At 64.4% G+C, this 21966-nt stretch carries 22 protein-coding genes; 15 read left to right on the top strand and 7 right to left on the bottom strand.

Going from position 1 to position 21966, the window contains the following annotated elements; genetic code table 11:
* Nucleotides 1-54 precede the first annotated feature (54 nt).
* On the bottom strand, nt 55-1665 hold the full coding sequence (locus OKW44_RS25660; protein WP_018419286.1) for a YifB family Mg chelatase-like AAA ATPase: 1611 nt from the start codon (nt 1663-1665) through the stop codon (nt 55-57).
* A gap of 120 nt (nt 1666-1785) precedes the next feature.
* A complete protein-coding gene (locus OKW44_RS25655) occupies nt 1786-2040 on the bottom strand; it encodes an accessory factor UbiK family protein (RefSeq protein WP_018419287.1) in 255 nt (84 codons plus the stop codon).
* Nucleotides 2041-2429: 389 nt separating this feature from the next.
* Here OKW44_RS25655 and OKW44_RS25650 point away from each other — a divergent pair, with 389 nt between their 5' ends.
* The 7 genes from OKW44_RS25650 (at nt 2430) to ptsP (ending at nt 10145) form a co-directional block, all read left to right on the top strand.
* Complete coding sequence (locus OKW44_RS25650; RefSeq protein ID WP_013088261.1) at nt 2430-2768, top strand: P-II family nitrogen regulator; 339 nt, start codon at nt 2430-2432, stop codon at nt 2766-2768.
* Nucleotides 2769-2814: 46 nt separating this feature from the next.
* Complete coding sequence (locus OKW44_RS25645; RefSeq protein ID WP_280784395.1) at nt 2815-4281, top strand: ammonium transporter; 1467 nt, start codon at nt 2815-2817, stop codon at nt 4279-4281.
* 251 nt (nt 4282-4532) lie between these two features.
* Nucleotides 4533-5822: a glutamate--cysteine ligase gene (gshA, locus tag OKW44_RS25640; RefSeq protein WP_018419289.1), complete on the top strand. Its 1290-nt coding sequence runs from the start codon at nt 4533-4535 to the stop codon at nt 5820-5822.
* Between the two features lie 103 nt (nt 5823-5925).
* Nucleotides 5926-6882 carry a glutathione synthase gene (gene gshB / locus OKW44_RS25635; protein WP_018419290.1) on the top strand — a complete coding sequence of 319 codons (957 nt, stop codon included), beginning with the start codon at nt 5926-5928 and terminating at the stop codon, nt 6880-6882.
* A gap of 233 nt (nt 6883-7115) precedes the next feature.
* Nucleotides 7116-7643, top strand: a complete 528-nt coding sequence (locus OKW44_RS25630) for a PTS sugar transporter subunit IIA (protein ID WP_018419291.1) — start codon at nt 7116-7118, stop codon at nt 7641-7643.
* Between the two features lie 124 nt (nt 7644-7767).
* Nucleotides 7768-8037, top strand: a complete 270-nt coding sequence (locus OKW44_RS25625; protein WP_018419292.1) for an HPr family phosphocarrier protein — start codon at nt 7768-7770, stop codon at nt 8035-8037.
* Between the two features lie 365 nt (nt 8038-8402).
* Nucleotides 8403-10145: a phosphoenolpyruvate--protein phosphotransferase gene (ptsP, locus tag OKW44_RS25620; RefSeq protein WP_018419293.1), complete on the top strand. Its 1743-nt coding sequence runs from the start codon at nt 8403-8405 to the stop codon at nt 10143-10145.
* A gap of 99 nt (nt 10146-10244) precedes the next feature.
* Here the strand turns inward: ptsP and OKW44_RS25615 are convergent, their stop codons facing one another.
* The 3 genes from OKW44_RS25615 to gpmA form a co-directional block, all read right to left on the bottom strand.
* Nucleotides 10245-11003 carry a HesA/MoeB/ThiF family protein gene (locus OKW44_RS25615; protein ID WP_018419294.1) on the bottom strand — a complete coding sequence of 253 codons (759 nt, stop codon included), beginning with the start codon at nt 11001-11003 and terminating at the stop codon, nt 10245-10247.
* 232 nt (nt 11004-11235) lie between these two features.
* Nucleotides 11236-12813, bottom strand: coding sequence for a S41 family peptidase (locus OKW44_RS25610; RefSeq protein ID WP_018419295.1), 1578 nt, complete (start codon nt 12811-12813; stop codon nt 11236-11238).
* A gap of 353 nt (nt 12814-13166) precedes the next feature.
* A complete protein-coding gene (gpmA, locus tag OKW44_RS25605) occupies nt 13167-13913 on the bottom strand; it encodes a 2,3-diphosphoglycerate-dependent phosphoglycerate mutase (RefSeq protein ID WP_018419296.1) in 747 nt (248 codons plus the stop codon).
* A 137-nt stretch (nt 13914-14050) separates the two neighbouring features.
* Between gpmA and OKW44_RS25600 the strand changes: the two genes are divergently transcribed.
* The 5 genes from OKW44_RS25600 (at nt 14051) to OKW44_RS25580 (ending at nt 17036) form a co-directional block, all read left to right on the top strand.
* Nucleotides 14051-14476, top strand: a complete 426-nt coding sequence (locus tag OKW44_RS25600; RefSeq protein ID WP_018419297.1) for a rhodanese-like domain-containing protein — start codon at nt 14051-14053, stop codon at nt 14474-14476.
* Entirely contained in the window at nt 14473-14733 is a 261-nt protein-coding gene (gene grxC, locus OKW44_RS25595; RefSeq protein ID WP_018419298.1) for a glutaredoxin 3, read from the top strand. Before OKW44_RS25600 ends, grxC begins: the two co-directional genes overlap by 4 nt.
* Nucleotides 14734-14880: 147 nt before the next feature.
* Nucleotides 14881-15357, top strand: a complete 477-nt coding sequence (gene secB / locus OKW44_RS25590; protein WP_018419299.1) for a protein-export chaperone SecB — start codon at nt 14881-14883, stop codon at nt 15355-15357.
* Nucleotides 15358-15379: 22 nt separating this feature from the next.
* On the top strand, nt 15380-16378 hold the full coding sequence (locus OKW44_RS25585; RefSeq protein ID WP_018419300.1) for an NAD(P)H-dependent glycerol-3-phosphate dehydrogenase: 999 nt from the start codon (nt 15380-15382) through the stop codon (nt 16376-16378).
* Between the two features lie 97 nt (nt 16379-16475).
* Nucleotides 16476-17036 (top strand): O-acetyl-ADP-ribose deacetylase, encoded by a 561-nt coding sequence (locus OKW44_RS25580; RefSeq protein ID WP_018419301.1) that lies wholly within the window; start codon nt 16476-16478, stop codon nt 17034-17036.
* Here the strand turns inward: OKW44_RS25580 and trmL are convergent.
* The gene (trmL, locus tag OKW44_RS25575) at nt 17009-17479 is read right to left on the bottom strand and encodes a tRNA (uridine(34)/cytosine(34)/5-carboxymethylaminomethyluridine(34)-2'-O)-methyltransferase TrmL (RefSeq protein WP_018419302.1); all 471 of its coding nucleotides are present in this window, start codon (nt 17477-17479) and stop codon (nt 17009-17011) included. The genes OKW44_RS25580 and trmL overlap by 28 nt on opposite strands.
* A gap of 18 nt (nt 17480-17497) precedes the next feature.
* The gene (locus tag OKW44_RS25570) at nt 17498-18244 is read right to left on the bottom strand and encodes an amidophosphoribosyltransferase (protein WP_018419303.1); all 747 of its coding nucleotides are present in this window, start codon (nt 18242-18244) and stop codon (nt 17498-17500) included.
* Between the two features lie 121 nt (nt 18245-18365).
* Between OKW44_RS25570 and OKW44_RS25565 the strand changes: the two genes are divergently transcribed.
* From OKW44_RS25565 to coxB, 3 genes are all read left to right on the top strand, one after another.
* Nucleotides 18366-19331, top strand: coding sequence for a methyltransferase domain-containing protein (locus OKW44_RS25565; RefSeq protein ID WP_026225576.1), 966 nt, complete (start codon nt 18366-18368; stop codon nt 19329-19331).
* A gap of 397 nt (nt 19332-19728) precedes the next feature.
* A complete protein-coding gene (locus OKW44_RS25560; protein ID WP_018419305.1) occupies nt 19729-20205 on the top strand; it encodes a DUF2244 domain-containing protein in 477 nt (158 codons plus the stop codon).
* Nucleotides 20206-20269: 64 nt separating this feature from the next.
* Entirely contained in the window at nt 20270-21922 is a 1653-nt protein-coding gene (coxB, locus tag OKW44_RS25555) for a cytochrome c oxidase subunit II (RefSeq protein WP_026225577.1), read from the top strand.
* Nucleotides 21923-21966 lie beyond the last annotated feature (44 nt).

Genomic DNA, 21966 nt, shown 5'->3' with positions numbered 1-21966 from the left:
TAACAGGATCGCGCATATGTGAATAAGTCAAGTCTTGACAGTCGTTTTTTCTCCTCATAACGAGCCAAAAGCGCGACGGTATTGGATTGCCTCGGCGACCTGCGCGGCGCTCGGCATAGCCGCGCCAGCCAGGTCCGCGACGGTGCGCGCGACTTTCAACACCCGGTAGTACGCCCGCGCCGACCAGCCAAAGCGCTCGCCGGCTTCGCGCAGCAGCGCCTCGCCCGCTGCGTCCGGGCGGCATACATCGTCGACTTCGCGTCCGTCCAGCTCGCGGTTGGTCTTGCCTTGCCGGGCCAGTTGCCGCTCGCGCGCAACGCTCACGCGCTGCGCGATCGCCACACTTGCTTCGCCGGCGGTGGCGGCGCGTGCCGCGAGTTCGGTGGCGGTCAGTGCTGGAATTTCGAGCTGGATGTCGATGCGGTCGAGCAGCGGTCCCGACAATTTACGCAAATAGCGCGCCGCAACTTCCGGCGTACAGCGGCAGCGCCCGCCGGGATCGCCGCGCCAGCCGCACGGGCACGGGTTCATTGCGGCGATCAGTTGGCAGGCGGCGGGGAAATCCGCTTGCCAGGCGGCGCGCGAGATCGTGATGCGGCCAGCTTCGAGCGGCTCGCGCAGCGTTTCGAGCACCACGCGATCGAATTCGGGAAGCTCGTCCAGAAACAGCACGCCCAGATGCGCGAGCGTGATCTCGCCAGGCTGCGGCGGATTGCGTCCGCCGACCAGCGCGGCCGCGCTCGACGAATGGTGCGGCGCGCGAAACGGCCGCTGGCGCCACTGCGACGGCTTGAAGCCGATGCGGCTCGCGGACAGTAGCGCGGCGGAGGCGAGCGCTTCGTCGTCGGTCATGGGCGGCAGCAAGCTGGGCAGGCGTGCCGCGAGCATCGACTTGCCGGCGCCGGGCGGCCCGATCAGCAGCACGTGATGGCCGCCGGCCGCCGCGACTTCGAGTGCGCGCCGAGCGGCGCGCTGGCCAATCACGTCGGCCATGTCCGGCGCCGAGGCAGCGGCGTGCTCGTTGAGCTCGGGCGCGGCGACCGGACCAAGACGCGCGTCCGCCGAGCCTGCGAGATGCGCGCATAGCGACGGCAGATCGGCGGCGCCGAACACGTCGACGCCGGGCACGAGCGCCGCTTCCGCCGCGCTCGCGGCCGGCAGGTAAAGCTGTGGGGTATGGAAGGCCGGTGCGGCTAGTTGATCGAGGAGGGCGGGCAACGCAGAACGCGCTTCGGAGGAAGCGTCGGCGTCGCCGGCGTTCGCCAGAGCGCCGCGGGCGGTGCCGCAGGCCATCGCGAACGCGCCGCGCATCGGCCGCAGCGCGCCGGTCAGCGAGAGCTCGCCGGCAAACTCGCGATGGAGCAGCGATTCGGCGGGAATCTGCCCGCTTGCGGCGAGGATGCCGAGCGCGATCGGCAGATCGAAACGACCGGATTCTTTCGGTAGATCGGCGGGCGCGAGGTTGACGGTGATGCGGCGGACTGGAAAATCGAAACCGCAGTTCTGCAGCGCCGCGCGCACGCGTTCACGGCTCTCGCGCACTTCCAGGTCGGGCAGGCCGACGATCGAAAAGGACGGCAGTCCATTGGCGAGGTGAACCTCGACGGTCACTTCGGGCGCACGGCCAGCGGCCGGCGCGCGGCTGCGCACCACGGCAAGCGACATATTCTCTCCCGTCGGACGGCGCGCTCACAGCGCGCGCGAATCCCCTAAAACGCTGATGACGTCACGGCCCGCTTGCCTGTGATGTGCGGCACTGCGCAGCGCGAAAGCTGCCAGCAGCGCTTACGGCGTCTGCGTGAGCGGCAATTTCTGCTCGAGCTCTGCGACGCGGCGCTCGAGTTCTTCGAGTCGCGCGCGCGTACGCACGAGCACCTGGGTCTGCGTATCGAATTCCTCGCGCGTGACCAGATCGAGCTTCGAGAAGCCCTGTGACAGCATTGCCTTGACGTTGCGTTCGACATCCTTGGCCGGCGAATTCTTGAACAGATCGCTGACGCGAGCCTGGAAGTCGCTAAAAACGTCGTTTGGTTGTTTCATCGTGTTCCCCTTGGTGCACAAAAAGTGTGCATGTTTCATTGCGCCCGTGCCCCGTTATGGCGAACGGGCGATCCTGGTGCGCGCGACGTATTGGTTGCCGCGGCCGCGTGAGCGTGTTTGGTGCGCGCGCGCGCGTTCAGAACGTTCGAACACTCTAGCAACGATCCCCCCGCCGCGCCACCGCCCGCCGCGCCGCTGGCCGTTCGGACAAGGCCGCTCGGGCGCGCTGCGCCACGCGCGCGAGGCGCGCTCCGACACGACATGGCATAGGAGTTGCTGTTACTGCCCCGCGCGCGCACTGCCAGGGCGCTTTTCCCGGTAGCGCAGGAGACCGCCGTCAGGGGTACGCCACGGGGCCCAACGGATCAGCAACAACTAGCGAGGATTTCATGAAACTCATTACCGCAATCATCAAGCCGTTCAAGCTGGATGAAGCGCGCGAAGCCCTGTCGGCGATCGGCGTGTCGGGCATCACGGTGACCGAAGTCAAAGGCTTCGGACGGCAGAAGGGCCACACCGAGCTGTATCGGGGCGCCGAATACGTTGTCGACTTTCTGCCGAAGGTGAAGATCGAAGCGGCGGTATCGGACGACATCGTCGATCAGGCGATCGAGGCGCTCGAGCGCGCCGCGCGTACCGGCAAGATCGGCGACGGCAAGATCTTCGTCACGCCGATCGAGCAGGTGGTTCGGATCCGCACCGGCGAGACCGGCGCGGACGCACTGTAAAAGACCAGAACATAGCGACACGGATAGCGACAAGAGGAAAACCAAGATGCGCAAACTAATGATGTCCCTGCTGATGGCCGGCTCGCTGCTCGCGGGCGGTGTCGGCACCGCCCTCGCGGACGATGCGTCCGCTCCCGCAGCCGCCTCCGCTCCCGATACGACGGCGAGCGCGCCCGCACCGGACGCCTCTGCCGCAGCCGCTGCCCCGGCTGCCTCGGCTCCCGCCGCCGACGCATCGGCCGCCGCCGCCGCCGCGCCGGCCACCCCGACCGCACCGTTCTCGGTCGATTCATCGAAGATCAACTCCGGCGACACCGCGTGGATGCTGACCTCCACCGCGCTGGTCCTGTTCATGACGATCCCGGGTCTCGCGCTGTTCTACGGCGGCATGGTCCGCAAGAAGAACGTGCTCGCGACGCTGATGCAAAGCTTCGCGATCACCTGTGTCGTGACGATCGTCTGGACCGTGGTGGGCTACAGCCTCGCGTTCACGCCTGGCGGCTCGTTCATCGGCGGCTTCTCGCGCGTATTCATGACAGGCATGAACTATATCAAGGGCGACAAGGCCACGACGCTGACCGTCAGCCACCTCGCGCCGACGATCCCCGAGACGGTCTACTTCGTCTATCAGATGACCTTCGCGATCATCACGCCGGCGCTGATCACCGGTGCGTTCGCGGACCGCATGAAGTTTTCGGCGATGCTGGTGTTCATGACGGTGTGGTCGATCATCGTCTACTCGCCGATCGCGCACATGGTGTGGGAGCCGAGCGGCTGGCTGGCTAGCGCGGGCATCCTCGACTTCGCGGGCGGCACGGTGGTGCACATCAACGCCGGTATCGCGGGTCTGGTCTGCTGTCTGGTGCTCGGCAAGCGCGTCGGCTACGGCAAGGAAGCGATGGCGCCGCACAACCTGACGCTCACGCTGATCGGTGGCGCGATGCTGTGGGTCGGCTGGTTCGGCTTCAACGCGGGTTCGGCCGTGGCAGCGGACGGCCGTGCCGGCTTCGCGATGTTCGCGACGCAGGTGGCGACCGCCGCGGCGGCGCTCGCGTGGATGTTCGCCGAATGGGCGGCCAAGGGTAAGCCGTCGGTGCTCGGTATCGTGTCGGGCGCGGTCGCGGGTCTGGTGGCGATTACGCCGGCGTCGGGCTTCGTTGGCACGCTCGGGGCGCTCGTGATCGGTATCGTCGCGGGTGTGGTCTGCTTCTGGTCGGCCACGTGGCTCAAGCACAAGTTCGGGTACGACGATTCGCTCGACGCGTTCGGCGTGCACTGCATCGGCGGGATCATCGGTGCGCTGCTGACCGGCGTGTTCGCGGTCAAGGACATCGGCGGCGCGGACGGCAGCGTGATCCTGCAGGCGAAGGGCGTGCTGACGACGCTGATCTACAGCGGCGTGGTGAGCTTCGTGCTGCTGAAGATCATCGACATGGTGATAGGCATCCGCGTGACCGAAGAGCAGGAGCGCGAAGGCCTCGACGTGAGCCTGCATGGCGAGAAAGTCGAATAACGGAGAACCTGTCCCGGTTCGGCCCGCGCTCGCGGGCCCGTCAGTAAGAAAAATGGTTAAGCAAGCGCAGCAATTTCGCCCGCCTTCATGGCGGGCTTTTTTCTTGCTGATTGGGTTGCGAACGGCGATTTTCCGCGCCTATCATCGGGATAGGGAGAATGCATTCGAGTCTGCTTGCGAATGGAGAAACCGTCCCCAAATGGACAAAGCATTTGCTCTACAATCTTTTTTCTCCAGTCTGCGAGTGATCAATGGTTCCGCACCTAGTTACGGCGTTAAACGGCCCGCTGCTCGACCTCGAGCGGAAGATCCTCGACGCCACGCCCGCTATCGAACGCTGGTTCCGGCTCGAATGGCAGGAGCACACGCCACCGTTCTACTGTTCCGTCGATCTGCGTAACGCGGGCTTCAAGCTCGCGCCGGTCGACACCAATCTGTTTCCCGGCGCGTTCAACAATCTGCCGCAGGAAGTTCTGCCGCTCGCGGTGCAGGCCGCGATGGCCTCGATCGAAAAGATCTGCCCGGACGCGAAGAATCTGCTCGTCATTCCCGAGCGTCACACCCGCAACGCGTTCTACCTCGAAAACGTCGCCCGGCTTGCGTCGATCATGCGCCAGGCGGGTCTGAACGTACGCTTCGGCACGCTCGACGAAACCATCAACGGCCCGGTCACGATCGCGCTGTCGGACGGCCAGAAGCTGGTGCTCGAACCGCTCGAGCGCTCGCAGCGGCGCCTTGGTCTGAAAAATTTCGACCCGTGCTCGATCCTGCTGAACAACGATCTGTCCGGCGGTATTCCGCCCGTGCTCGAAAACCTGCACGAGCAGTATCTGCTGCCACCGCTGCATGCGGGCTGGGCGGTGCGTCGCAAGTCGATGCATTTCTCGTGCTATGACGACGTCGCGAAGAAGTTCGCGAAGATGGTCGAGATCGATCCGTGGATGATCAATCCGTATTTCGCGCACGTCGAGGGCGTCGACTTCCAGCAGCGCACAGGCGAGGAAGCCCTTGCCGATGCGATCGACGGCGTGCTGAAGAAGATCGCGCGCAAGTATCGCGAGTACGGCATCTCCGAAAAACCGTATGTCGTGATCAAGTCCGATGCGGGCACCTACGGCATGGGCGTGATGACCGTGCACGACGCGTCGGAAGTCGCCGCGTTGACGAAGCGCGAACGCACGCGCATGGCCGCGACCAAAGATGGCCTCGAAGTGCACGACGTAATCGTGCAGGAAGGCGTCTACACGTTCGAGCGCATCGGCGAGGAAGTCGCCGAGCCGGTCGTCTACATGATCGACCGCTATGTGGTGGGCGGCTTCTATCGCGTGCACGGCAGCCGCGAGCGCGACCAGAACCTGAACGCGCCGGGCATGCACTTCGTGCCGCTCGGCTTCGAACACACGGCGCTGCCCGATGCGCACGCGAAGCCCGGCGCGGCGCCGCCGAACCGCTTCTATATGTATGGCGTCGTGGCGCGGCTGGGCCTGCTGGCCGCATCGGTCGAGCTCGAAAAGACCGATCCCGAAGCCATCCAGGTCTAAGCCACCCCGCGCGGCAAGATGGCGGCACGCGGGCCGCCATCGCCGTCTTCAAACACTATATTGACGAACAATGTCACGCCTGTCAGGGCGCACCGGGACTTTCATGGACATTCTTTTCATCGCCGATCCGCTCAGCCATTTCAAGGTCTACAAAGACACGACCTACGCGATGATGGCCGAAGCGGCGCGGCGCGGTCACACGGTTCACACCTGCGAGCCGAAGCATCTGGCGTGGACGGGCGGCGATGTCGAGGCGAACGTGGAGCGCATTGCGATCGTCGGCGATACCACGGATCTGCGTCGTGATGTCTGGTTCGCCGCCGATGCCGCCACGCCGCGCGCGCTCGCGAGCTTCGGCGCGGTCGTGATGCGTAAGGACCCGCCGTTCGACATGGAATACGTGACGTCGACATGGCTGCTCGAACTGGCCGAACGTGGCGGCGCGCGCATCTTCAACAAACCGCAGGCGATCCGCGATCATTCGGAGAAGCTCGCAATCGGCGAGTTCGCGCAGTTCGTCGCGCCGACGCTGGTCACGCGCGACCCGGCGCGTCTGCGCGCGTTCCACGAACAGCACGGCGACGTGATCCTGAAGCCGCTCGACGGCATGGGTGGCATGGGCGTATTCCGCGTGAAGGCGGACGGCATGAACCTCGGCTCGATCGTCGAAATGCTGAGCCACGACGGCGCGCGCTCGGTGATGGCGCAGAAATTCATCCCCGAGATCAAGGAAGGCGACAAGCGCATCCTGCTGATCGGCGGCGAAGCGGTGCCGTACTCGCTCGCGCGTATTCCTCAGGGTAATGAGGTGCGCGGCAATCTGGCGGCCGGCGGACTGGGCGTCGCGCGGCCGCTCAGCGAGCAGGATCGCAAGATCGCCGATACGCTCGCGCCGGTGCTGGCGGCGCGCGGCCTGCTGCTGGTCGGACTCGATGCGATCGGCGACTGGCTCACCGAAGTCAACGTCACGAGCCCGACGTGCTTCCGCGAGATCATGGACCAGACCGGCTTCGACGTCGCCGCGATGTTCGTCGAGGCGCTGGAGCGCGCGGTCGGCTGACGCGTGGCGCGCCGACGCAGCGGCCTTGATTGCCCGGCGGCACCCCCAATCTGTGTAGTAAATCCGCATCAGGCGTGCCGTCGGAATTGGCGCGAAAATGAGGCTGCTACAATGCCCGCTCGCCCGACGATGCATTCCCGCCCTCGCGACCCACGGCCGGTTCGGGGCGATGGCGATCCGGGCTCGAGTCCCGGTCCACGGTTTTGGGGCCGTTCTTTTGCAGTAAGGCTGACATGGCAGGCATTCTGATCATTGCGCACGCTCCATTCGCCACCGCGTTGCGCGATTGCGTTTCCCACATCTATGGCGGTTTGCCGGCGCGTATCGGCGTGATCGACGTGTCGCCGGATTGCGATCCTGCGCAGGTCGTCGCGTTCGCGAATTCGGAAGTCGTGCGGCTGAAGGAAGAGAACGGCGCGCTCGTGCTGACCGACATGTTCGGCGCGACGCCGGCCAACATCGCGGGCCGGCTCGCCACCGTGCCGGACGTGCGTGTGCTGTGCGGCGTCAATTTGCCGATGCTGGTGCGCGCGGTCTGCTATCGCGCGACGCCGCTCGACACGCTCGTCGACAAGGCGCTCGCCGGCGCGACCAAGGGCGTGCACGCGATTGGACCGGCGATGCCGACACCGGTCACGCCGCCAGCGTGCGCTGCCGAGTGCCTGCCGGCGCTGCCGCCTGACGCGGCGGCCGCCGACTGTGTTCCCGCTTTGCCGGCCGATGCCGATCTGACGCAAAAGACCGACGCGACCGGCCTGTAAGCCGGGCTGGTTCGCAGGCAAGCTTCGACGGATTCAAGCGGTTTCACAACGGTGCCGATCGCATTGAAGCCGCTTTGCAGTAACACTTTTCACCATTTCATTCACCCGCGCTTCGGACCATCACATGCTGCAACAGGAAACGACAATTGTGAACAAGCTGGGGCTGCACGCGCGCGCGTCGGCCAAGTTGACGCAACTCGCGGGCAACTACCAGGCGGAAATCTGGATGAGCCGCAATGGCCGTCGTATCAACGCGAAGAGCATCATGGGCGTGATGATGCTGGCCGCGGGCATCGGCAGTACCGTGCTGATCGAAACGGAAGGCACCGACGAACAGGACGCGATGGACGCGCTCCTGAAACTGATCGCCGATAAATTTGGCGAAGGTCAATAAAGCCGCGCGTTTTGCGTTCGACAAACCCGAAAATGCCGCGGCTCAGTCCGCGGTTTTTTTTCGTGCGCCGACATCTGAATATCAGAAGAGGCGCGCTGTTAATCGAGACTAAAGGGATCTAGAAGCGGCGCGAAAGCCATCGGGAAGAGTGCTAAGGCGACATGCGTTTTCAATGTTTAAACCATATGTTTTGCGCGACGGGTATAAAGCTTCGCCGGGTACGAGGGCACCGCATTGCGATAATCCGTGCTGCGCTGCACACACCGCTGACTTACTTCAAAAAGGCGCGGAATTTATAATGCCCAGTACAGTCTGAGAGCATTGCAGCGGTTTGCCGCGGCATTACACAACTAGAGGAGGTGCGCGTGTCATTCACGCTGCATGGAATTCCCGTGTCACGCGGTATCGCCATCGGGCGGGCCTATCTGATCGCCCCGGCAGCACTCGACGTAGACCACTATCTGATCGAACCGCTCCAGATCGAAGGGGAGGTCGGGCGTTTTCGCGCGGCTCAGCAACGCGTGCATGAAGAACTCAACGTATTGCGCGCCGATCTTGCCGCGGATGCCCCGAGCGAAATGGGCGCGTTCATCGACGTTCACACGATGATCCTGAACGACGTCATGCTCGTTCAGGAAACCATCGACCTGATCCGCACGCGCCGCTACAACGTGGAATGGGCGCTGACCGAACAGCTCGAAAGACTGTCGCGCCATTTCGACACTATCGAAGACGAATACCTGCGCGAGCGCAAGGCCGATATCGAGCAGGTCGTCGAGCGCGTGCTGAAGGCGCTCGCGGGCGCGCCGGGCATCGTCGGCAACGTGCATGGCGCGTGCGACGAGATGATCGTGGTCGCGCACGACATCGCGCCGGCCGACATGATGCAGTTCAAGACGCAGACGTTTCAGGGCTTCGTCACCGATCTCGGGGGGCGCACGTCGCATACCGCGATCGTCGCGCGCAGCCTCGGCATTCCGGCCGCGGTTGGCGTGCAGCATGCGAGCGCGCTGATCCGCCAGGACGATCTGATCATCGTCGATGGCGACCACGGCATCGTGATCGTCGATCCCGCGCCGATCGTGCTCGAGGAATACTCGTACCGGCAAAGCGAGAAGGAACTCGAGCAGCGCAAGCTGCAACGGCTCAAGTTCTCGCCGACGCAAACGCTGTGCGGCACGCGCATCGAACTGTGCGCGAACATCGAGTTGCCGGACGACGCGCGCGCGGCGGTCGAATCGGGCGCGACCGGCGTGGGTCTGTTCCGCACCGAGTTTCTGTTCATGAATCACAAGCACCGGATGCCCGAAGAGGAGGCGCAGTTCAGCGCGTATCGTCGCGCGGTCGAACTGATGAACGGCTTGCCGGTCACGATCCGCACGATCGACGTCGGCGCCGACAAGCCGCTCGATTCGATGGGCGGCGACGGCTACGAGACCGCCGCGAATCCGGCGCTCGGTTTGCGCGCGATTCGCTGGAGCCTGTCGGAGCCGCAGATGTTCCTCACGCAGTTGCGCGCGATCCTGCGCGCGTCGGCGTTCGGCAGGGTGAAGATCCTGATCCCGATGCTCGCGCACGCGCAGGAAATCGACCAGACGCTCGATCTGATCCGCGAAGCGAAGCGTCAACTCGACGACGCGGGAATCGCTTACGATCCGAACGTGCAGGTGGGCGCGATGATCGAGATCCCGGCGGCCGCGATCGCGTTGCCGCTGTTTCTGAAGCGGCTCGATTTCCTGTCGATCGGCACCAACGATCTGATTCAGTACACGCTCGCGATCGATCGCGCGGACAACGCGGTCGCGCATCTGTACGACCCGCTGCATCCGGCCGTGCTGCATCTGATCGCGTTTACGCTGCGCGAGGCGAAACGCGCGGGCGTGCCCGTGTCGGTGTGCGGTGAGATGGCGGGCGATCCGGCGTTGACGCGTCTATTGCTCGGCATGGGTCTGACCGAATTTTCGATGCATCCGAGCCAACTCCTCGAAGTCAAGCAGGAGGTGCTGCGCTCGCATCTGAAGACGCTCGAAAAACCCGTTGCCGACGTGCTGGCTTCGTTCGAGCCGGAGGAGGTGCAGGCGGCGCTCAAGCGGGTCGCGCTGGTTTGATCTGACGCGCATCGTTGTGCCTCGTTGAACGAAAAAACGCCGCACATGTGCGGCGTTTTGCTATTTCGGCGTCACGCGAACGGGCAGTGCAGAACCGCCTCAAGAGCCGTGCGCGTGGCCGCACACCGGACAATCCGGCTGACGTCCGATGCGCATCGTGTTCCATTCCATCCGCAGCGAATCGAGCATCGTCAGGCGGCCCACGAGCGGCGTGCCGATTGCGCCGATCACCTTCAGCGCTTCGGCAGCCTGCATCGAGCCGATGATGCCGACCGTCGGGGCGAACACGCCCATCGTCGAGCATGCGACTTCCTCGAACGGCTGGTCTTCGGGAAACACGCACGCATAGCACGGCGACGCTTCATCGCGGAAATCGAAAGTACTGATCTGGCCGTCGAAGCGCAGCGCCGCGCCCGACACGAGCGGCACGCGATGCTTGACGCACGCGCGGTTGATCGCGTGACGCGTCGCGAAGTTGTCGGTGCAATCGAGCACGACACTCGCGTGCGGCACCTCGCGGTCGAGCCACGCATCGTCGACGCGCTCGGCCACCGCGTTGACGACGACCTCGGGATTGATCTGCGCGAGCATGTCGCGCCCGGACTCGACCTTCCTACGTCCAACCGACGCGCTCACGTGCAGGATCTGCCGCTGCAGATTGGTCAGGTCGACCGTATCGGCATCGACGAGCGTCAGACGGCCGACGCCCGCCGCCGCAAGATACAGCGCGGCTGGCGAACCGAGCCCGCCCGCGCCGACGATGATCGCGTGGGCGTCGATAAAACGCTGCTGCGCCTCGATGCCGATTTCGTCGACGAGGATGTGGCGGGAGTAGCGAAGGAGTTGATCGTCATTCATGGCGGGGCGCGTGGGGTGTGTCGCTATGTCGCTGTGTCGCGCAAGGAGAGGCAGGCCGAGGGGCCGCGGCGCGCATTCGTGGCTGATATTTTAATCGCGCGGAGAGGGTGGCTGTTGCGGCTTGCCGTGATGCGCCACCGGTTAGGCGGGGGCTTTCGCTGAAACTGTTGTGGCGTGTCTTCGCAGACGATCGTGCTGCGAAGACACGTGGGGGTTCGCTCCCTTTGCCAGCTTACTTGCCAGCAGGAGCCGGTGCCGAAGCCGGCGCCGGTCCCGATGCGCCCGGCACCGGTTGCGTCGGCTTCACCGCGACCGGCGCGGAGGCCGACGTGCCCGGCTTGTTCTGCGCGAGACGGCGCTCCATCAGCGACTTCGATTCCTGAACCGGCTTGCCTTCGAGCTTGTCGACCGCCTGTTGCAGCATGAAGTCGTCGGCCGAACCGAACTCGACCGGCTTGCGGTCACGCTCCTTCTGGCGCTGTTCCGGCGTCTTCTTGTCGTTCTGCTCTTCGAGCTGACGCAACTGGTCCATGCGCTCCTGCTCGCGTTGCTCCGCTTCCTTCTTCTCGTTCGGATCCTGCGTGTTCGCAAGGTGATTCGAGTAGTCGACTTCGCGGGTCACGAGCGCGTCGTCCGGATCGCCGTCCGCGTATTGGTCGACAGGAAGGTCGGGGCGGATGCCCTTGTTCTGGATCGAACGGCCGCTCGGCGTGTAGTAATACGCGGTGGTCAGGCGCAGGGCGGTGTCGGCCGTCATGGGGCGCACGGTTTGCACCGAACCCTTGCCGAACGTGGTCTTGCCGAGAATCAGCGCGCGGTGCTGATCCTGCAGCGCGCCCGCGACGATTTCCGACGCCGACGCCGAATACGCGTTGGTCAGCACGATCATCGGCACGGTCTTGAAGATGGCCGGGACGTCCTTGAGGGGATCGCTGTCGAACGATTGCAGACGGTAGTTATCGTAGGTGTCGCGATAGATCTGCTTCGAATCCGGAATCTGACCGTTGGTCGACACCACCACCGAATTCGGCGGCAGGAACGCGCCCGCGACGCCGACCGCGCTTTGCAGCAGGCCGCCGCCATTGTTGCGCAGGTCGAGGATGAGACCCTTCAGGTTCGGCTCCTGGCGCGCGAGATCTTGCAGCTTGGCCGCGAGGTCAGGCGTGGTGCGTTCCTGGAAGCTCGTGATGCGCACGTACGCGAAGCCCGGCGCAACGATCTTGCCCTTCACCGACTGCACCTTGATGATCGCGCGCGTGACGGTGAGCGGGAACGTGCGCTCATCGGTCTTGCGGAAGATGGTTAGCGTGACCTTGGTGCCCGGGTCGCCGCGCATCTGCTTGACCGCCTGATCGAGCGTCATGCCGCGCACGGGCTTGTCGTTGATGCGCGTGATCAGGTCGCCCGGACGGATGCCGGCGCGGAACGCGGGCGTGTCTTCGATTGGCGAAATCACCTTGATCAGCCCGTCTTCCGACGAAATTTCGATGCCGAGGCCCGCGAAGCGGCCCTTGGTCTGCTCCTGCAGCTCTTGGTAGTCGGTCTTGTCGAGGTACGACGAGTGCGGGTCGAGGCTCGACACCATGCCCTTGATCGCGGCGGTGAGCAGCTTCTTGTCGTCGACCGGTTCGACGTATTCGTGCTTGATCTGCCCGAACACTTCGGCGAAGAGCCTGAGCTGGTCTAGCGGCAGCGGGGCGACCGCGGCGCTAGCGGGTTGCTGGGCCGAGGCGGAGTATTGCAGGGTGGCAAAGACACCGGTAGCAAGGCCCGCGGCAATCAGGCCGATATTTTTCAGGTTCTTTCGCATAGAGTCTGTTGCGGTCGGAAGCGCGTGGCAGCGTCGATAAAGATTGGACGGACAAGTATAACTGCACACCCGCCTGCTCAGGGCGCGGTGCAGGCAATCGTGCTTCGACAGTACGGGAAGGTCCTGGTTCTTGCGACCCGGCCCGCGGATGGCGAGCCGTACGACATGGCACTCGGCGGGTCGGGACTGAGAGTTGCCGCGCAAGGCCAGCGGATGCGGTCGCCGCTACGGTGAACCCTGCAGCGGGCCTCTGAATCTGACCGCCGGGCGCAATACAGAATTTCTTCGGTCCGGTTGTCTGCGTGCGGCCCCGCGCGTTTTCGTGGCGTGGGGCCGCGCCCGGAAATGCCGGATCAGCCCGCCTTGCCCTGGCTTGCGACCGCGGCTTGCGCCTTGGCGATCGCGTCCTGGTCGCCGAGATAGTAGTGCTTGATCGGATTCAGGTTCTCGTCGAGTTCATAGACGAGCGGCACGCCGTTCGGGATGTTGAGGCCGACGATGTCGCTGTCCGAGATGTTGTCGAGGTACTTGACCAGCGCGCGGATCGAGTTGCCGTGCGCGGCGATCAGGATGCTGCGCCCCGACTTGATGGCGGGCGCAATCGACTCGTTCCACAGCGGCAACACGCGCGCGACCGTGTCTTTCAGGCACTCGGTCAGCGGCAGCTGCTCGCGCGGCACCCTGGCGTAGCGCGGATCGGTGTACGGCGCGCGCTCGTCGGTGGGCTCGAGCGCGGGCGGCGGCGTATCGTAGCTGCGGCGCCAGACCAGCACCTGCTCGTCACCGAACTTCGCGGCGGTTTCGGCCTTGTTCAGACCCGACAGCGCGCCGTAGTGGCGTTCGTTCAGGCGCCACGAATGCACGACGGGCAGGTACATCAGATCCATCTGGTCCTGCACATGCCACAGCGTGCGGATCGCGCGCTTGAGCACCGACGTGTAGGCGATGTCGAACGTATAGCCCGATTCCTTGAGCAGCACGCCCGCCTGCTGCGCCTCGAGGTTGCCCTGCTCGGTGAGGTCGACGTCGACCCAGCCGGTGAAGCGGTTTTCCTTGTTCCAAGTCGATTCGCCGTGGCGGATGAGAACGAGTTTGTACATGAGAGTTGCCGGTCGGTAGTGAGGAAGCGGTCTCGCGCTGTGCGGCGCCTCGGGCGGCGCATCGCCATCGCGTCAAACGGTTATTTTATAATGCTCGGGTTGGCCCTTTCGATTTCTCTCTTTCCGGCGGATCTTCCGTGAAGTTTTTCACCGAATACACAAACCTTGTCCTGATCGCAATCGTCCTTATCTCTGGTGGGTTGCTGCTGTGGCCGACCATCAGTCGGCGTGGACGTGGCGGCCTGTCGGCCGCTGAAGCCACCCAACTGATCAACCGGCGCAACGCGGCGGTCATCGATCTGCGGCCGTCCGCCGATTACGCCAAGGGGCACCTGCCCGCGGCACGGCATTTCGAATTCGCAGAGTTGCAGGCGAAAGTCACGCAACTCGCGAAGAACAAGAGCAACCCGGTGCTGCTGGTGTGCCAGACCGGCCAGCAATCGAACAAGGCCGCGCGTATCGTGCAGGAAGCGGGATACGCGGAAGTCCATGTTCTCGAGGGCGGCGTCGACGCCTGGCAGAAAGCCGGTATGCCGGTTGTGAAACAAGGAGCAGCCAAGTGAACAAAGTGATCATGTACAGCACCCAGGTGTGCCCGTATTGCCAGATGGCCGAACGTCTTTTAAAGTCGCGCGGCGTCGAGCTCGTTGAGAAAGTACTGATCGACAAGGACCCGGCCCGTCGTGAGGAGATGATGACCCGGACCGGTCGTCGCACGGTGCCGCAGGTGTTCATCGGCGAGACGCATGTGGGCGGCTATGATGACCTTTCCGCGCTCGATCGCGCGGGCGGTCTGACGCCGCTGCTCGAAGCAGCCTGAGTTCGCGCGTTTCGCGCCGCGCGAGCGGGCGGACCACTCGATAAGCCGGCGCACGCGCTCCTCGTGGAGCCGGCGAGCCGGCGCAATAATCTGGCGGCCCATGCGTGCATCGGCCGCCGCCATGCACACCTATCAGGAATCACCATCATGTCCGACGAGAATAACCAGCCGTTCTTCAACATCCAGCGCATCTATCTGAAGGACATGTCGCTCGAGCAGCCGAATTCGCCGGGCATCTTCCTCGAGCAGGAAATGCCGTCGGTCGAAGTCGAAGTCGACGTGAAGGCCGAGCGCCTCGCCGAATCCGTGTTTGAAATTCTCGTGACGGGCACGGTCACGGCCAAGGTGTCGGACAAGGTCGCGTTCCTGATCGAAGCGAAACAGGCCGGCATTTTTGACATTCGCAACATTCCTGCCGAGCAGATCGATCCGCTCGTCGGGATTGCCTGCCCGACCATCCTGTTCCCGTACCTGCGCTCGAACATCGCCGATGCGATCACCCGCGCCGGCTTCCCGCCGATCCACCTCGCCGAGATCAACTTCCAGGCGCTGTACGAGCAGCGTCTCGCTCAGATGAGCGCGGCCCAGCAGGACGGCGCGGCGCAAAAAGGCGTCACGCATTAAGGCGCCGCGCGCAGTGCCGGCTATGAAAATCGCCGTTCTCGGCGCTGGCGCCTGGGGCACCGCCCTCGCCGGCCATCTGGCCGTAAGGCACGACACGGTGTTGTGGGCGCGCGAGTCCGCGCTCATCGCCGAGCTTTCCACTTCGCATGAAAACGCCCGCTATCTGGCGGGCGTCGCGTTGCCGCCCGCGCTTCGTTACGAAGCGGATCTCGGCGTAGCGCTCGATCACGCGCTCGACGATGACGCGCTATGCGTGGTCGCGACGCCCGTGGCTGGCCTACGCGGTCTGTTACGGGCGATGCGCGATGCGGGCAAGGTGCCTGCGCATATCGTGTGGCTGTGCAAGGGGTTCGAAGCGGATTCGCAGTTGTTGCCGCATCAGGCGGTCGCGGCGGAATTGCCCGAGCATGCGAGCAACGGCGTGTTGTCCGGACCGAGCTTCGCGCGCGAAGTCGGGCAGGGGCTACCGGTTGCGTTGACGATCGCGAGCTCGTCGGCGGCGTGCCGCGAACGCACGGTCGCGGCGTTCCATCACGGCGCGATGCGCATCTATACCGGCGACGACGTCGTCGGCGTCGAAGTGGGCGGCGCGGTGAAAAACGTGCTCGCCATCGCCACGGGCATCGCCGATGGCCTCGGCCTCGGCCTCAATGCACGCGCGGCGCTGATCACCCGCGGCCTCGCCGAAATGTCGCGGCTTGGCGTGACGCTCGGTGGGCGCGCGGAAACCTTTACCGGGTTGACCGGCCTCGGTGATCTGATTCTGACTGCTACCGGCGATCTGTCGCGCAACCGCACGGTGGGCCTGCAACTCGCCACGGGCCGCACACTCCGCGACATCCTCGGCGGTCTTGGTCACGTGGCCGAAGGCGTGCGCTGCGCGCAGGCGGTACTCTCGATCGCGCGTGCTCATGCAATCGAAATGCCGATCACGCAGGCGGTCTGCGCGGTGCTGTTCGACGGCGTGGCGCCGCGCGATGCGGTTAGCGCGCTGCTGCGGCGCGACTCGAAGGCGGAATAAAGCCTTTTCTCTCAGCCGTTTAGCGGAAATTCGCGTTGAACGGCTACCTCGCCCGGTTGTCCACTTCGTTAACGAGACTCGGGTCAGCGAGGTTGCCATGCCCACCTTCAATCTCAGTCGAGGCACGTGCACGCTCGAAGCGCGCGTGGTAGATATCACGACGCTCGCCGTCGATGCGATCGTCAATGCCGCGAATACTTCGCTGCTCGGTGGCGGCGGTGTCGATGGCGCGATTCATCGCGCGGCCGGCAAGGAGTTGCTGCGCGAATGCGAAACGCTCGGCGGCTGCGCGACCGGCGACGCCAAAATCACCGCCGGCTATCGTCTGCCCGCGAAGCATGTGATTCATGCGGTCGGTCCAGTGTGGCGTGGCGGCGCGCATGGCGAAGCCGACCTGCTCGCATCGTGCTATCAGCGCTCACTCGAAGTCGCGCGCGAAACTCAGTGCACGAGCATCGCGTTTCCAGCGATCAGCTGCGGTATCTACCGTTTCCCCGCCGACGATGCGGTCAGCATCGCGGTCGCGACCGTACTCGACACGTTGCCGCGCACACCACACATGAAGCACGTGACGTTCGCGTGCTTCGACGACGCGATGTTCGCACGCTACGAGGCCGAGCTCGAACGCCGTCAGGCGCCGCCTTCGAAGCCGGCCTGACGCCACGCTTCGAACACCACGATCGCCACCGTATTCGACAGATTCAGACTTCGATTGCCGGGACGCATCGGCAGACGCACGCGCTGTTCGTTTGCAAAGCGCTCGAGCACCGTGCCGGGCAGGCCGCGCGTTTCGGCGCCGAACACGAACCAGTCGCCCGGTTGAAACGCGTGGTCGTGAAAGCGCCCGGAGCCGCGGGTCGTGAATGCGAACATGCGCGACGCATCGGGCGTTTCTTTCGCGATGAACGCGTCCCAATCGGCATGCACGTTCATTTCCGCGTACTCGTGATAGTCGAGGCCGGCGCGCTGCATCTTGGTGTCGTCGAGAGGGAAGCCGAGCGGCTCGATCAGGTGCAGCCGGGCGCCGGTGTTCGCGCACAGGCGAATCACGTTGCCGGTGTTGGGCGGAATTTCGGGTTCTACGAGAACGACGTTGAACATAAGAAGACCACGTAAAAGCTAGTTTTTCGGAGTGCGCAGCGCGACGAAGTTCGTAACCCGCCGCGCGCCGGCGGCCTTCAGCGTATGCGCGAGCGCTTCGAGCGTCGCGCCGCTCGTCATCACATCGTCGACGATGCCGACGTGCAGGCCGCGCACTGGGCGCGCGACGCGAAACGCGCGGCCGACGTTCTGCCGGCGCGCATCGAGATCGAGGCGCGATTGCGGCGCGGTGTCGAGCGTTCGTTCGAGCAGCGTCGGGTCGCTGCGCACGCCGAGCGCCCGGGCGAGCGGCCGCGCGATCTGCCAGGCCTGGTTGTAGCCGCGCTCGACCAGACGGCGGCCGGCGAGCGGCACTGGCGCGATCACGTCGGGCCGCTCGGCCGCGTCGTGCCAATTGGCTTCGGCGAGCCGCGCGAGGCGTTGCGCGAAGTCTCGCGCGAGCATCAGCCGGGCACGGAACTTCAGGCCGACCGCGAGCGTATCGAGCGGCGCGCGATAGTCGGCGAGCGCGAAGCTCGCGTCGAACGGCGGCGGCTCGGCCACGCAATCCGCGCAGCGATACCGCGCCTGCGCGACCCAGCGTGACGCCGGCAACGGCACCGCGCAAACGGTGCAGCGCAGCCGGCTCTCATTCCAGTAGGCCGCGTCGCAACCGTCGCACAACGTCTTATGCGACAAATTGCCGCACAGCGCGCACAGATTCGGCAGCGCGGCGTTCAAGGCCCGCGGCCATGCCGAATGCAGACCGCGCGCAAAACGCGACATCTGATTTCGACACGACGAAGAAAATGACTGGAATCGCACGAATGAGCGCCGGTGAAAGCCGTTCTCGCTGAATGAAGGGGAACGAACGAGTATACTTCGAGCTCACGCCAGCACGACACACATGTCCCCAACCTCCGCTCAATCTGGCCGTCCGGCCTACGATTCACGGCGCCTCAGGCGTATTTTCGATCGTCGCGCCGCTACCTTCGACGAGGTTGCGTTCCTGCCGCGAGAGATTGCGCAGCGCATGCGCGAGCGTCTCGATTACATCAAGGTGGCGCCCTCGAGCGTGCTCGACGCCGGTTGCGGCGCGGGCGAAGACCTCCCCGCATTGCGCGAACGCTTTCCCGAGGCGCCGGTGTTCGGCGCCGATCTGTCGCACGGCATGCTCCGCCGCGCGCTGCGTCACGATGCCGGCGACACCAGTTGGCGGCGTTTTCTTCCCGCCTCGCTCGGCAAGGCGCTCGGCGCACGTGGCCCGCGCTTCGCGCAAACCGATTTCTCCGCGCTGCCGTTCACGTCCAGCGCATTCGAATTCATCTGGTCCAACCTCGCGCTGCACTGGCACTCGCGGCCCGATCTGGTCTTTCCCGAATGGCAGCGCGTGCTGAAGGTCAACGGCCTGCTAATGTTCAGCACGCTCGGCCCCGACACGCTGAAAGAGTTGCGTGGTGCCTACGCCGAGATCGAGGCCGCGCACGGCGTCGCGTCTCGCAAGCATGTGATCGACTTCGTCGACATGCACGATCTCGGCGACATGCTCGTCGAGGCGGGCTTCGAGATTCCGGTGATGGACCAGGAGACGCTGACGATCACCTACAGGTCGCCTGAGTCGCTGCTCGCGGACGTGCGCCGCTGGGGCGCGTATCCGTTCGAGCGCGATGCGCATGACGGCGCGCTCGCGCGTCGGTTGCACAAAGCCCTGCTCGCCGCGCTCGAAGCGCGTCGGCGCGCCGACGGCACGATCGCGCTGACCTTCGAGGTGATCTACGGACACGCATGGAAGGCCGTGCCGCGCACCACGGCGGAAGGACATGGCATTGTGCGGCTCGAGGACATCGGACGAGGTCCGGGCAAGCGTGGATAGCAGATTGCGGCGCTGTCATCAACTGCTTGCCGACGGTGCGGCTGACGTGTTGCAAAAGCGGTAAAGAGGACATCCGTTATGCCTGGGATTTGCCCTCCAAAAGAGCCGCAAAATGCCGGGCAAAATGGCGCGAAGGCTTGTCGCGCCTGGCTTGCGGGCCGATCGGGGCTTGCTTGTCGATGCTATGGATCGCGCCTATAATGCGTCAGTTTGTCACCCGAGGTTCCCACATTTGGGGTGGCAAGCCCGAGGGCGCGGGGGCTGCAAAATGAAGTGATGCGGTAGGGGTTGGCGCGGTCGCGAGTGATGCTGTAAACAGTGACACGAACGGCGGCCGCGAGATGCATCCGGAAGTAAAAGAAGGCAGGCCGGACGCGACGATTCGCAGGAGGCAGCGATGGGCGCATCAGATTATCTGCTGGCGGATTCAGAACCGATCCTCAGGGACTGGACCATGAAGCGCAACTGTTCGATATCGCCGCGGCAATTCGTCTGTCTGTACGTGTCGCTTGCGTTGTTCTCGTTGGCAATTGCTTTCATGCTGTTTCTGGTCGGGGCCTGGCTGGTGTTGCCGTTCACCGGAATCGAATTGCTGGCCGTAGGTATCGCGTTTGCAATATATGCGCGACATGCTGTCGATTACGAGCGCATCCGGTTGTTTCCGAACCGGCTCGTGATCGAGCAGGTCAGTGCCGAGCAGATTATGCAGTTCGAATTCAATCCGCGCTGGGTGCGGATAGAGCCGGGCGCAACGCCGCGCGATCAGATCAAGCTGGTCTCGCGCGGGCAGACGATCATGATCGGGCAACATCTCGCGCAGAATCGGCGCGCGCAGTTCGCAGGCGAACTGCGTATGTGGCTGGCACGCTGTTAGATGGTGCTGGACGCGCGACGTTCAAGGGGGCGCGACACGCTGCCAGCGGGGTCGAGGGGTTTGAATGGAAAATTTGGGTAAGGAAGCTATGAAAACAATCAAGCGAGCGCTCATGAGCGTGCTGGCGACGAGCGGACTGCTTTTCGCCGGTGCCGCCCTGGCAGTGGGCGATGCTCCGGGCGGCCCCGCCGTCAACGCGATCAATCTCCAGCCGCCTGCAACGAGAATCGCTGAGGAGCTGTTCAGCCTCCATATGTTCATGCTGGGCCTTTGCACCGTGATCTTTATCGGTGTGTTCGGCGTGATGTTCTATTCGATCTTCGCGCACCGCAAATCGAAAGGCCACAACGCTGCCAATTTCCACGAAAGCACCACCGTCGAAATCATCTGGACGATCGTGCCGTTCATCATCGTCGTGCTGATGGCGCTGCCCGCCACCAAGGCCGTCGTCGCGATGAAGGACACTTCGAACGCCGACCTCACGATCAAGGTTACCGGCTACCAGTGGAAGTGGGGCTACGACTACGTGAAGGGGCCGGGCGAGGGCATCGGCTTCCTGTCCACGCTCGTCACGCCGCGCGCGCAAACCGAAGGGCGCGAGCCGATCTCCACGCTCTATCTGCAGGAAGTCGACAACCCGCTCGTGGTGCCGGTCGACAAGAAAATCCGCATCATCACCACCGCGAACGACGTGGTCCACTCTTGGTACGTGCCGGCCTTCGGCGTGAAGCAGGACGCGATTCCGGGCTTCGTGCGCGACACGTGGTTCAAGGCCAACCGCACCGGCACGTTCCGCGGCTTCTGCACGGAACTGTGCGGCAAGGAACACGCGTTCATGCCGGTCGTCGTCGAGGTGCTGTCTGCCGACGACTACGCGAAATGGGTCGACGAGCAGAAGAAGAAAATGGCCGCCGGCCAGGACGATCCGAACAAGACCTACACGATGGCCGAGCTGATGGAACGCGGCGGCAAGGTCTACGCGTCGAACTGCGCGGTCTGCCACCAGCCGACCGGCAAGGGCGCGGGCGCGTTCCCGGCGCTCGACGGCAGCAAGATCGCCAACGGTCCGATCGGGCAGCACGTGAGCCTCGTGTTGAAGGGCAAGAACGCGATGCCTTCGTGGGCGCCGACGCTGAACGACGTCGAAATCGCCTCGGTGATCACGTACGAACGTAACTCGTGGGGCAACCACACGGGCGACATTCTGCAGCCGAAGCAAGTCGCCGACGCACGCAACGGCAAGCTGCCGGAAGGCGGCGATCATCTGGCCAACGCCGGTGCTGCCGCGAGCGGCGCCGTTGCGGCATCGGGCGGGGAAGCAGCATCGGGCGCGGAAGCGGCTTCCGCACCGGCCGCATCGGGCAACGAGGCTGGCGCGGCTGCTTCGAACAACGCAGAGGCCGCGCTGCCGGCGAGCATCTACTTCGAGACCGGCAAGAGCACGCTGCCGGCCGACGCGAAAGCGGCGGTCGACGCGGCCGCGGCCTACGCGAAGGCGCATCCGGACGCGAAATTCACGCTGTCGGGCTTCACCGACGCAACCGGCTCCGCCGACGTCAACGCGAAGCTCGCGAAGAGTCGTGCCGAAGCCGTTCGCGACGCGCTGAAAGCAGCCGGCATTGCCGAAGACCATATTATTTTGAAGAAGCCGGAAACGATCACCGGCGGCACCGACGCGAAGGAAGCCCGGCGCGTTCAGATTAGCCCGGCAGCCTGACGTGTTCATGGTCAGCACCGCAGAATTCGCTTTAGGAGATTGTC

The organism is Paraburkholderia lebeckiae, from assembly GCF_050436325.1.
GTDB classification, from domain to species: Bacteria; Pseudomonadota; Gammaproteobacteria; order Burkholderiales; family Burkholderiaceae; genus Paraburkholderia; species Paraburkholderia tuberum.
The sequence above is the reverse complement of the archived record's forward strand: the minus strand, read 5'-3'. Positions and strand labels throughout refer to the sequence as shown.